Source organism: Streptococcus sp. 2020WUSS084 (assembly GCF_044427445.1).
Classification (GTDB): Bacteria; Bacillota; Bacilli; order Lactobacillales; family Streptococcaceae; genus Streptococcus; species Streptococcus suis.
The window spans coordinates 25,938-38,299 of record NZ_JAOTGC010000006.1 but is presented as its reverse complement, the minus strand read 5'-3'; the positions used below and the strand labels follow the sequence as shown (position 1 = coordinate 38,299).

At 42.0% G+C, this 12,362-nt stretch carries 9 protein-coding genes and 2 pseudogenes; 6 read left to right on the top strand and 5 right to left on the bottom strand.

Annotation, left to right across the window (positions count from 1 at the left end; genetic code table 11):
* The first annotated feature begins 110 nt into the window (after positions 1 to 110).
* Positions 111 to 2,378 (top strand): Xaa-Pro dipeptidyl-peptidase, encoded by a 2,268-nt coding sequence (locus ODU50_RS04855; RefSeq protein WP_203181241.1) that lies wholly within the window; start codon positions 111 to 113, stop codon positions 2,376 to 2,378.
* A 71-nt stretch (positions 2,379 to 2,449) separates the two neighbouring features.
* On the opposite strand, the gene ODU50_RS04850 is transcribed toward ODU50_RS04855, so the two are convergent.
* Together ODU50_RS04850 and ODU50_RS04845 are read right to left on the bottom strand one after the other, a co-directional pair.
* Complete coding sequence (locus ODU50_RS04850) at positions 2,450 to 4,948, bottom strand: G5 domain-containing protein (protein ID WP_203181240.1); 2,499 nt, start codon at positions 4,946 to 4,948, stop codon at positions 2,450 to 2,452.
* 129 nt (positions 4,949 to 5,077) lie between these two features.
* Complete coding sequence (locus ODU50_RS04845) at positions 5,078 to 6,247, bottom strand: SIS domain-containing protein (protein ID WP_203181239.1); 1,170 nt, start codon at positions 6,245 to 6,247, stop codon at positions 5,078 to 5,080.
* 549 nt (positions 6,248 to 6,796) lie between these two features.
* Between ODU50_RS04845 and ODU50_RS04840 the strand changes: the two genes are divergently transcribed.
* The 5 genes and pseudogenes from ODU50_RS04840 (at position 6,797) to ODU50_RS04820 (ending at position 8,212) form a co-directional block, all read left to right on the top strand.
* Positions 6,797 to 7,018 carry an AbrB/MazE/SpoVT family DNA-binding domain-containing protein gene (locus tag ODU50_RS04840; RefSeq protein WP_044758555.1) on the top strand — a complete coding sequence of 74 codons (222 nt, stop codon included), beginning with the start codon at positions 6,797 to 6,799 and terminating at the stop codon, positions 7,016 to 7,018.
* Positions 7,015 to 7,422 (top strand): type II toxin-antitoxin system death-on-curing family toxin, encoded by a 408-nt coding sequence (locus ODU50_RS04835; RefSeq protein WP_105121614.1) that lies wholly within the window; start codon positions 7,015 to 7,017, stop codon positions 7,420 to 7,422. The genes ODU50_RS04840 and ODU50_RS04835 overlap by 4 nt, the downstream gene beginning before the upstream one ends.
* A gap of 29 nt (positions 7,423 to 7,451) precedes the next feature.
* Positions 7,452 to 7,616 (top strand): annotated as a pseudogene (locus ODU50_RS04830) (DUF3173 family protein); the annotation flags it as partial.
* A 41-nt stretch (positions 7,617 to 7,657) separates the two neighbouring features.
* Positions 7,658 to 7,846 (top strand): annotated as a pseudogene (locus ODU50_RS04825) (site-specific integrase); the annotation flags it as partial.
* Positions 7,847 to 7,912: 66 nt separating this feature from the next.
* Entirely contained in the window at positions 7,913 to 8,212 is a 300-nt protein-coding gene (locus tag ODU50_RS04820) for a YbaB/EbfC family nucleoid-associated protein (protein WP_105153262.1), read from the top strand.
* 39 nt (positions 8,213 to 8,251) lie between these two features.
* Here the strand turns inward: ODU50_RS04820 and ODU50_RS04815 are convergent, their stop codons facing one another.
* The 3 genes from ODU50_RS04815 to ODU50_RS04805 form a co-directional block, all read right to left on the bottom strand.
* Positions 8,252 to 10,012, bottom strand: coding sequence for a glycerophosphodiester phosphodiesterase (locus ODU50_RS04815; RefSeq protein ID WP_105153263.1), 1,761 nt, complete (start codon positions 10,010 to 10,012; stop codon positions 8,252 to 8,254).
* 242 nt (positions 10,013 to 10,254) lie between these two features.
* Complete coding sequence (locus ODU50_RS04810) at positions 10,255 to 10,749, bottom strand: DUF536 domain-containing protein (RefSeq protein WP_012774919.1); 495 nt, start codon at positions 10,747 to 10,749, stop codon at positions 10,255 to 10,257.
* A gap of 169 nt (positions 10,750 to 10,918) precedes the next feature.
* On the bottom strand, positions 10,919 to 12,319 hold the full coding sequence (locus ODU50_RS04805; RefSeq protein ID WP_398581340.1) for a glycoside hydrolase family 1 protein: 1,401 nt from the start codon (positions 12,317 to 12,319) through the stop codon (positions 10,919 to 10,921).
* Positions 12,320 to 12,362 lie beyond the last annotated feature (43 nt).

Sequence of the window (12,362 nt, the reverse complement as noted above, 5' to 3'; positions counted from 1 at the left end):
GTCGTTTTATACATTAATATCTCTATATATACTGATAATTTTTAGACAAACATTGACTTATCCGATATAATAGCTATTATAGACTATTATCCTAAAAAAGAGGAGAATTTATGCGTTTTAATCAATTTTCTTTCATAAAAAAAGAGACCTCTATCTGCTTGCAAGAACTTGATTCTCTGGGATTTCAACTGATTCCTGATGCAAGTAGTAAGACAAATTTAGAAACCTTTGTCAGAAAGTGCCATTTCCTGACAGCAAACACCGACTTTGCCCTGTCCAACATGATTGCGGATTGGGACACAGATTTGCTGACCTTCTTCCAGTCTGACCGTGAGTTGACAGACCTGATTTTCTATCAAGTGGCATTTCAGTTGTTAGGCTTCGTGCCTGGTGTAGATTATACAGATGTCATGGACTTCGTGGAGAAAACCGACTTCCCGATTGTCTATGGGGACATCATCGAAAACCTCTACCAGCTACTCGCTACTCGTACCAAGTCTGGAAACACCTTGATTGACCAGCTGGTCAGCGACGACCTAATCCCAGAGGACAATCGCTACCACTTCTTCAACGGCAAATCTCTGGCAACCTTTTCAACAAAAAAACTTATTCGTGAGGTGGTCTATGTCGAAACACCTGTTGATACGGCGGGGACTGGGCAGACTGACATTGTCAAGGTTTCCATTCTCCGTCCTCACTTTGACGGGAAAATCCCTGCGGTGATTACCAACAGTCCTTATCATCAAGGAGTGAACGATGTAGCCAGCGATAAGGCCCTGCATAAGATGGAAGGGGAACTGGCTGAAAAACAAGTCGGTACCATTCAAGTCAAGCAGGCCAGCATCACCAAGTTAGACTTGGACCAGCGAGACCTGCCTGTCAGCCCTGCCACTGAAAGACTGGGGCACATCACTTCTTACTCCCTCAATGACTACTTCCTCGCTCGCGGCTTTGCCAGCCTCCACGTGTCCGGGGTCGGCACTCTGGGCTCGACGGGCTACATGACATCTGGCGACTACCAGCAGGTTGAGGGCTATAAAGCGGTGATTGACTGGCTGAACGGTCGCACCAAGGCATACACAGACCACACTCGCTCGATTGAGGTCAAGGCCGATTGGGCCAATGGTAAGGTAGCGACGACAGGACTGTCTTATCTCGGTACCATGTCCAATGCCTTGGCAACAACTGGCGTGGACGGATTGGAAGTCGTCATCGCAGAAGCAGGGATTTCCTCTTGGTATGACTACTACCGTGAAAACGGGCTGGTGACCAGCCCTGGCGGCTATCCAGGCGAGGATCTGGACAGCTTGACTGCCCTGACCTACTCGAAAAGTCTGCAAGCAGGGGATTTCCTCCGCAGCAAAGAAGCCTACGAAAAAGGCCTGGCTGCCGAACGAGCTGCCCTAGACCGCACCAGCGGTGACTACAACCAATACTGGCAGGACCGCAACTACCTGCTCCAGGCTGACAAGGTCAAGTGCGAGGTCGTATTTACCCATGGCTCACAGGACTGGAATGTCAAGCCAATCCACGTCTGGAATATGTTCCATGCCCTGCCAAGTCACATCAAAAAGCACCTCTTCTTCCACAACGGTGCCCACGTGTATATGAACAACTGGCAGTCCATCGACTTCCGCGAGTCCATGAACGCCCTGCTCAGTCAAAAACTGCTGGGCTACAAGAATAACTACCAACTGCCAACGGTCATCTGGCAGGACAACAGCGGTGAGCAAACTTGGACGACCTTGGAAACCTTTGGCGGTGAAAATGAGGCTGTCTTGCCACTAGGTACTGGAAGTCAGACCATTTCCAATCACTATGCCCAAGAAGATTTTGACCGCTACGGCAAGTCCTACCCAGCCTTTCACCAAGACCTCTATGCAGGCAAGGCCAATCAAATCAGCATAGAACTACCTATAACGGAGGATATCCTGATTAACGGACAGGTCACTCTGAAACTCCGTGTCGCATCCAGTGTGGCTAAAGGCCTCTTATCTGCTCAGCTATTGGACAAGGGAAATAAAAAACGCCTAGCCCCAATCCCGACACCAAAAACGCGGCTGAGTCTGGATAACGGTCGCTACCATGCCCAAGAAAATCTGCTGGAATTGCCTTATGTGGAGATGCCACAACGCTTGGTGACCAAGGGCTTTATGAACTTACAAAACCGCACCGACCTGATGACTGTCGAGGAAGTGGTACCTGACCAGTGGATGGACCTGAGCTGGAAACTGCAACCGACTATTTACCAATTGAAAAAAGGCGATGTGCTGGAGCTGATTCTCTACACCACCGACTTTGAGTGTACTGTTCGAGATAATTCTCAATGGCAAATCCACCTTGATTTAAGTCAATCACAGTTAATTTTACCGCACTAATATTTGATTTTCAGTTCTAAAAAGAGGCTGGGCGTTTCCGCCCGGCCTCTTTATCAATATTTTATAATGGTTTAGATTTGATCTTTAGATTTTTTGTTTATAGCTGTAGCGACTACTGCCAAGCTAATTCCAGCTAAACCAAGGCCTACTAAGGCTAGGTTATTGCGTTGTTCACCTGTTGCAGGTAGGGTTGCTTTGTTTGCAGAAGGTGCACCTTTGTGACTCAGTGTCGGATTCGATTGTACTGAAGGAGTTGTTTTTACTTCTTCTTTCTTCATTTCCAAGCTACCTTTTACAAGGATACGATTTTGACCTTCAACAACAGTCTCTGATAATAGGTTGGTTGCGACAACTTTACCACCAACTATGACATCTTGATAAACAGATACTTTTTTACCAGCTTTTCCTTCTTGAAGAAGATATGATTTGCCAAGCGCTAGGCTTGCATCATATCTGATTTCTTCTTTGATAGGGAGAGCTTCTTCTACCTTTCGTTCTTTTGTTGTGAAGTCTAGCTTTGGTTTTTCCGCTGTTTTTGGCGCGACTTCTGGAACTGCTGTCTTAGGTGCAGAGTCTTCCGCTTTTGGTTGCTCAGCCTTTGGCATTTCCTCCTTCGGCATGTCTTCTGCTTTCGGTTGCTCCATTTCTGGTTGCTTAGCCTCTGGCATCTGTTTGTCAGACTCTACTTTATCAGTTTTCGGTGCTTCCATTTGTGGTTTGTCCATTGGAGTTTCCGGTACTGGGGCTGGAGTTGGAAACTCTTCCTCGACTTTTGGTGCTGGAACATCTGGCATTGGTGCCGGAACTTCGTCCTCGGCTTTCGGCGTGATGTCTGGTGTTTTTTCTACCAAAGTGCCTTTTGCAATCAGACGGTTGACTGGGGCTTTACGGTCTTCTGAAAGGAGATTACTTGCTATGACATTCCCTTCAACAATCACATCTTGATATTTCTTAACCAATTCGCCTTTTTGACCTTCGCGAAGAACCTTTGTCTGACCAAGTGGCAAACTAGCATCGTCTTGTTCTTCCACCATATAATCCAAAATTTCTCGCTCTACTCGTTCTTTAACAGTAAAGTCTAATTTTGGTTTTTCAGGCGCTGTCGGTGCAGTATCGGGATGTTTCTCTACTAAAATGTTTTTTGCAATCAGACGGTTGACTGGGGCTTTACGGTCTTCTGAAAGAAGTTTACTTTCAATGACTTTGCCTTCAACAATCACATCTTGGTATTTCTTAACCAATTCTCCTGTTTGACCTTCACGAAGCACCTTTGTCTGACCGAGTGGCAAACTAGCATCATCTTGTTCTTCCACCATATAATCCAAAATTTCTCGCTCTACTCGTTCTTTAACAGTAAAGTCCAATTTTGGTTTTTCAGGAGCTGTCGGTGCTGTATCGGGATGTTTCTCTACTAAAGTACCTTTAGCAATCAGATGATCAACTGGGGCTTTACGATTTTGGGAAATGAGGGTACTTGCAACAATTTTATCCCCAACAATCACATCTTGGTAAGTCTCAGATGCTTCGCCTCTCTCACCTTTTTGTCGTTCCACTTTCTCACCAAGTGGCAAGTTTGGATCGTCTTGCTCTTTCGTTTCGAAATCTAAAAAATTATACGTTGTTCGTTTTTGAACTTTAAAATCTAGTTTTGGTTTTTCGGCTACTTTAGGTGCTGTATCAGGAACTTTCTTTTGGAGGTTCTTACGTTCTAATTCTTCACCTCTTTTCACAATTCTTTCAACGGATTGCTCTACTTTATCAACATATGCCTTAAAAGTGTTCCCTCCTTGACTAGCATAACTGCCGTTATCTGATTGTTCCAAATTTGTACGGTACTCATTCTTAATAAACTCATCATCAGAATATTTCTCAAGATATGGTGCAACTTGACGTGTAAATCGCTCCATCTTGATTTGATTTCCAAATTCAAATAAACTCTCATGTACTTTTTTTATTTCAGCACTATCTTCTTTAAGAGTTAGAACACGATCCATTTCCCTTTTCCCAATCTCTGAGAACTGTTCCCATAATGATTTTTGATACCAATAAACAGAAGCATCATACTCGGTAAACACTTCCAATTCTTCTAACTCTCTTTTCACGTCTTTTAGAAGATTTTGAACCTCTTGAAGAGGTGAGCTTTTAACTTCGGTATTCTCTGATACTCCTTCCTTAGCTTCGCTTGTGAGGGCTGCTGGGGCAGGAGTTGGTTCTTCTGATTTTTCAGGTTCAGAGGCTACATTTTGTTCAGCAGACTTCACTTCTGGATCTGCCTTTTCAGCAACTGGAGTTTCTGATATTGCTGGAACTTCTTCCTTAGCTTCTGGCGCAACTTTTGATTCAGAATTTATATTCTCTGTACTTACTGTTCCAGTAATCTGGACTGTTGGCTCTGTTTCACTCGTTGGCTGAGCGACTTCAACTTGAGTGGGTTCCGAAGCTACTGTCGTCGCAAAAGCGGTTGGTGTCGAGACTCCCACACCAAGTAAGCAAGTAGCAATTAGCACCGAGCCTACGCCGACTTTAAATTTACGAATACTATATCTGAATTTTTTATTTGCAGTTTCCATTTCTATTATCCCTAATTATATTTTATTATATAGAATTATTATACCATGATATTCGAGTGACTGGATGTGTTTTTTATGTGTTAAAACTCTACCGAATAGCTCTATTTCTTCATCATTGAATAGATGTAACTATTTTTCTAGAGGATGTATAATCACACCCTGCACCACACGGTTGACGGTGCCTGTTGGCGATGGTGTATCCGGCAAATTCTTGCATTTTACCGCTGCCATGATGGATACCGTTTGGGCAAAGAGAATGTAAGGGAAGGTTAAGAAGACATCTGGCAGATCTGCTCCGCCCTCTGCCAAGACAAAGTTGGCTGCTTCTGTACCGACTAACTTATCAGCCGACAATGCCACTATCCGCTCTGCTATGCCATCACCATGGACTTCATTGAGCAAGTCCACATCGTACTGGCGTGTGTAGCCATCGTTTGAGGCAAAGAGGAAAATCAAGGTCTTTTCGTTGATGAAGGATTTTGGTCCATGACGGAAACCGAGTGGTGACTCATACATGGTCGCAATCTTGCCTGCAGTCAATTCCAGAATTTTCAACTGAGCTTCGTGGGCAAGACCATGGAAACCACCTGAACCGAGGTAAATCACTCGCTCAAAATCAAGGTTGATCAAATCTTGCACGTAGTCTTCACGGTCCAAGACATCTTGACCCAGACGGGCAATGGTCTCAACCCAAGCAGCTTTTTTTTCTTGACTGGCTGGTGAGAAGACGAGGAGGGCTGTCAGAGCCATACAGCTGTAAGAACCCGTCATGGCAAAGCCCTTATCGTTTGAACCAGCTGGTTGCAAGAGTAGGAGATTTTCAGCATCTCCTTCAGCCGCTAGTGCCAGCTTACCTTCTGGTGCACAGGTAATGGTCACTTGATACAATTTATCTACCAACTGCTTAGCGACTTCAACTGCTGCCACGCTCTCAGGTGAATTACCTGAACGAGCAAAGGATACCAAAACTGTTGGCACATCTGCCTGCAAATAATCATATGGACGACCAACCAGCTCCACTGTACCAATGGCAGAAAAACGAATGTGTTTCAAGTCATTGACTTGGTTGAGATAGTTGGCAATGCTTTGACCAACAAAGTCAGAAGTCCCTGCACCTGTAAAAACAACGTGAACAAAGTCATGTTTTTCCTTGATTGATTTTAGAAAACTCTCGATTTTTTCCAATTGGTCAAGATAGAGTTGATACGCTTCCTTCCATAAGCCTGGCTGTTGGTAAATTTCGGTCGCCGTAATCATAGCTCCCAACTTTTCAAGTTCTTCTTTTGCTAAACGGAACATAGCTCTTCCTCCGTGATTTCTGGTTATAACCAGTTTTTCTTATATTATAGCGAATTTGTCCCTCAAAGTCAATTTAAAATAGATTAATATGTCAAATTTATATCCGATATTGCTGACTATAACTTATTTTGAGAAGGTAGAGCCTTTCAAAAAAATTCACAATCACTATTGGACGCAAAAAACGACCAATTTTCCTGATAGCTACCACCTTCTGTACTTTGTAGTCTATTCTGCAAAGTTAGAAGATTGATGTTTTCAGTCATTGATCGTTTCTGAAATTTTCTTCTTTTACGAATAACGAAAGTAAAACAAGTAGCTAATTACAATATAAAAAATATAGTTTGATCAACAACCCGATAGTGGTTGGTAACGCCCTATATTGAAATACCAAGTTTTTACTACGTCTTTTACTAAGTTATTTACTATTTTAGTGCATTGTACCAAAAATTGCGAAAAAGTCTGAAATAAAATAGACCCTGTTAAATTATTTACTTTTAATTTTTGTATACATATTGTATAATGTATTTACAAATATAGGAGGTAAATACAATGAATGTTCTGCTACGAAAAACAGGCAACAGCACTGTTATCACTATCCCAAACGCTATTAAAGAGGCTCTTGGCGCAGAAATTGGTGAAGAAATCGAATTCGTCACTTCTGGAAGTAATGTTATCATTCGTAAAGCTGAGCCAAAATTTGATTTTGATAGAGAACTTGAAAAAGCTATGAATCAATACGATGAATTATTGAAAGAGTTAGTAGATAAATGAAATACCTATCCGCTGAAGACATTGTCAAAATCAATGTTATGGTTATCGGAAAGTATTCTCCTAAAGAACCAGTAGGAATCGCTGACCTAAATAGCCTTCAAATGATTATCGAACAACCAAAGCAAGAAATTTTTGGAAAAGTACTTTATCCGGATATCTATAGCAAGGCTGCAATTATCTGGATAAATCTAATCAAGAAACACCCATTCTATAATGCCAACAAAAGGACTGCTGTACTTGCTTTACACATGTTTCTAGCAATGAATGGTTTTCAGTCAAATCTCTCATTAAGCGATGGACTGGAAAAGACAATCGAGATTGCTACGTTTCAAGGTGATTTTGAGGAGTTAAAGGATAACGTTATCCAGTTCTTGAAAGAAGAAAATCGAGTGTATAAAAAATAGAAAAGTGGTTATTGACCAATAGTAAATCTGTCTCAGACGATTTTTCTTGGTACAAGAATAAACGGATTGGGCGAGTCCCAATCAAGACTATTGAAGACATTCTAGGCTTTGAGTTATCTCCAAAACATGATATAATTACTAACGTACGAGAAGATACTGCTCTTGATCAAGGAGTTTCAAATGGCAGTAATTAGACAAAATAATAAGAAATGGAAGGTAGATATTAGTGATGGATGATTTCAGACATTCTCATGCTGCGTTCCCAGTTTCCCAAGGTTTACGTAATGGAGAATGTAAAGACTATATTTTCTTTACTTTGATGAAACGATTGGGTCATTCCTCAATCAACACTACAATAAATGTATACTCGCATTTATTTCTAACCCAACAAAAAGAAATTGCTTCTGCCTTTAAAAAAGTTTAACATAAGGCAAGGAAAATTTACAAACAGGGTCTAAACCCTTGATAGGAAAGGAATCTTAAAAATATTATGATGAATATGCAAAACATGATGCGCCAAGCTCAAAAACTTCAAAAACAAATGGAGAAGAGCCAGGCTGAGTTGGCTGCTGCTCAATTTACTGGTAGCTCTGTACAGGACTTGGTTACTGCTACTTTTACTGGAGATAAGAAATTGGTTTCTATCGACTTCAAGGTTGATGTTGTGGATGCAGACGACCTTGAAACCTTGCAAGAAATGACAATCCAAGCCGTCAACGCTGCACTTACAAAAGTCGACGAGGCGACTCAGAAAAAACTAGGTGCCTTTGCAGGTAAATTACCTTTTTAAAAAGAAAACGCGATTGGATACTCTCCTCTCGCGATTTTTTTATTCAAAATTATAAATCAAAGACTGGAATTGCTGGAAAAAGAGGTCTGGATAGCGTCGATTCTCTTTCATTTCCTCCATCAGACTTTGGAGGTCGGTCATGTTGTCAGTGATGATGCCGTCCACTTGTAGCAGCAACATCTTAGTCATACTCTCCTCATCATTTGGTGTCCAAGCATACACTGACTTACCGCGAATCCAAGACTTGGTCATAAAATTTTGATCCAGCGAGGTATACTCCATTGTGTAGCCGTCAGCAACCGTCGTCGGATAGATGGAGTTGAACGGAAGAATAAAGAAGGATACTAATTTCTCGCTATACTGCTTTATTTCAATAATGGTATGGTAATCTAATGATTGCATTTGGTGCCCTTTGGCAATCAAACGTTGACCATATTTTTGTAAGAAATTACGGGTGAGGTTTGGTGAGTCAGCCTTGGTCACTTTAATTTCTACCAATAATTTCTGTCCCAGCTCATCCGCTTTTTCAAGATATTCATCAAAAGAAGGAACTGGAGCTGTCATGCCGTTTTCTGATGCAGTCATCCCTGTCAACTCTGCAAGAGTATAGTCATGTGTACCTCCGGGATTGCCCGTCAAAGCCAATAAATCCGTATCATGCATGACAATAAACTGACCATCCTTTGTCTCCTGAACATCCATCTCAATGTAGTCTGGTTTGAGCTGAGAAGTTTTCTCTAGGGCTTCAATAGAGTTCTGGACAGCATTGCCGTCATCGACACCTCGGTGAGAAATGGTAACCGGCAGAGTGTCAAAGGGAAAGTAGAGGGCAAGCGCTCCTTGGGTACCGAACACCAGACCAGATACGAGCAAAATGGCTAGTCGAAGGTGATGACGGAGACGTTTACGGCGGTAGATTGGGAGTTGTTTTCCTGTTAGGAGGCTGACAAATCCCATCATGAAGAGTGCGACTACTCCGTAGTAGGCTAATTTTAGAAGTGCGTAACAGACAACTGCCAGCCAGTAAGAAGTACTTGGTACAAAATGCTCTGCTAACAGTTGCACAAGGTAGAATAGTCCTCCTACTCCTGTAAATAGGAGAACTGGAAAAGTGATTAACCAAATTAGACGGAACAATGAACCGATTTGCTTTCTGCCTCTGGTCTTCTCCCAAGAATAAGCGATAGACTCCTTCACACCCCTGTGTTCAAAATAAATGTTTGGCAGAGCGTACATGAAGCGTGCCGCAAGCCAGAAGAACAAGAGGAGGAAGACCAAAATCAATATTCCTAGCCAGACTGTATTGGATAGGTAATCTACGATAAATTGGGGCACTACGATTTTATTAAAATAATAGATATTTAATACTCGGCGTAAAAATGGGAGAAGAATAACTGAGTAAAAGAGCAGAAATAGAACCTTTGGTAGGCTACTGTGACGGATAATCGCCACCATACTATCTCGTACATCCCGTAAATAGTCGGGGAGGTGCTTGACTTTTTCATCCAACAGTTGCCAAACCCCTGTGAACAATAGAGCTAATTCTAGATAGGCAATGGCAATGTTGACAAAAAAGAGGAGAATAAACAAGCCTGTCACGAGCAGATTTTCAGCAAACACCGACAACAAATTCGTCGGTGAAAGGTAGGCATGCCCTGTCATAGCTAAGAGTCCCTCAGAAATCCATGAATTGAGCGGTATCCAAACAAATTCCATAAAGGTAAACAGGGTAAAGAAGAGCAAGAGAATCTTGTCTAGGTTGTAATATATTTTTTGAAATTCACGTTGTATCTTTTTCATGATTCTAGTGTCCCATATTCTAGCAAGAATTGCAAGCCTTCATCAAGGATGAAAGATTGAGAAAGTAATGGATGGAGTATAGAAAAAACCAAGTTCCTAAGAGCTTGATTTCTTACTTTTGATTTGCTTTCCTATTTCCAGGCTCGGGCTGAAACAGTCTATCCCCAGACTGTTTCACTCCCCCAGACCTTTATTCGCTCTCTTGTTTTCAAGCTCATGATAAAAAGGTCCCCCGGACCTTTTTATTTCCCAAACAAACGTGCAAAGAAGCCTTTAGCTTGCACTTCTTCTGCCTGTGCTTTAACTTCGTCCAATTCCAACTTGAGAACTTCCTTATCGGCCATAGCTTTTAGTGTCAATTGCTGTTGCTGATCCAACTGTTTATCCTTCTCAGCAATCTGCACATCTTTAACCTTGAGTTGTTCATCTTTTTCGGCAAGTTGCTTATCTTTGGCTTTTAATTGACTATATAAGCGGATGATTTCAGCATTTTTCTCGTCAACTAAAATTTCCATCAATTCACGATGCTTGACTTCATCACTAATCGGCTCATCTTCAAAAATGGTTGTTTTGTAGATTTCCTCCAACTTAATCAAGCCAGCACGATTTACAACGGTCACACCCTTGTCATTTTTATCTACAAATTCTTCAGGAAGTGATTTGACACGATTATTCATAGCCTGCCGGCTCACTCCTAAAATTTCAGCTAACTCACTGACTGTTTTTTCGATTCCCATAATATCCTCGGTACTTACATTTCTCATAGTTTGTATCATTAAAATATTACCACAGAACCCTATCCCTGTCAAATCTAGGGGAATTTTCTTACCAAGCATTAGTGAATAATCACAAACCTCAAAAGCATCTTATCTCAATGCAATGTTATGCAGAAACGAAATATACATTCTATCTAATAAAACCATTTTTAGCACTCACTTGCTTGAACCAATATCCAGATTTTTTGACAGTACGCTTCTGAGTTTGAAGGTCAAGCGAGACCAAACCGTATCGGTTCTTATAGGTATTTAACCAAGACCAGCAGTCAATAAAGGTCCAGACCATATAGCCCTTACAGTTCGCCCCTTCATCAATACCTCGATGAAGCTGAATCAAATGGTCTTCCATGAAGTGAATCCGATAGTCATCCTGAATCATGCCATTTTCTTCAAAAACACCCTCCCCTTCGACTCCCATGCCGTTCTCAGTTACCAACCATTCGATATTTCCATAGTTTTCCTGGATATTTTTAGCAATATCGTACAGCCCTTCTTCGTAAATTTCCCAGCCTCTATGGGGATTGATTTTCTTGTCAGGCTTATCATAAGGCTGGAAATATTGGGATAGGAAAGTAGGTTCTCCGTTCCATCCATCTTCTGAAGGAGCTTGTACGCGCAGAGGCTGGTAATAATTTACCCCCAGGAAGTCAACCCTATTTTCTTTGATAATGGTCAATTCCTCCTCTGTGGTTTCTGGACGTAAACCGTGTTTTTCAAGAATGTCAACCAGTTCCCTCGGGTATTGTCCCAAAACAGATGGATCCAAAAAACTTCTCGTTTGAAATAGCTCAGCAATCCGCGCTGCCTGTAAATCTTCTGGACTCTGACTTCTTGGATAGGCAGGAGTAAGATTAAGAACAATGGAAATTTTGTGGTCTGGGTGTAGTTGGTGACAGGCCCGAACAGCCAAAGAACTAGCCAGTTGAGTATGATACGCTACGATCACAGCTGCCTTTGCATCCACCTTGCAAGGATAATGATAACTTCCTAGATAGCCACATTCAACTGGAACAATAGGTTCATTAAAGGTAATCCAATGATCCACCAGGTCCCCAAATAGACTGAAACACTGGCGAGCATAGGCCTCATAGGCCCAAACAATCTCCTTACTCTCCCAGCCACCCTTTTCCTGCAAGACATAGGGCAAATCAAAATGATAAAGATTGACCAACAACTTTATCCCACGCTCTCGAATGCCTGTAAAAACAGCCCGATAAAAGGCCACAGCTTGCGGATTGACCTCCCCCATACCCTCTGGAATGAGGCGCGACCACTGAATAGAGGTCCGAAAGATGCTGTGACCCGTTGCCACTAACAAATCCAAATCTGACTGGAAATGTTCATAGAAAGTCGATGTTTGTTCTGGTCCTATTTGCTGGTGAAAGAGCTCAGGTTCCTGACTGTACCAGTAATCCCAGTTATTCCATCCCTTTCCATCACCAGCTACGCTTCCTTCACTTTGAGGACCTGAAGTGGAGGAGCCCCACAAAAAACCTTCTGGAAAATGATACTCTCTTTGCTCAGTTACCATACTTCTACCTACTTTCTTTCATGCTACAGATGGAATTGTTAGA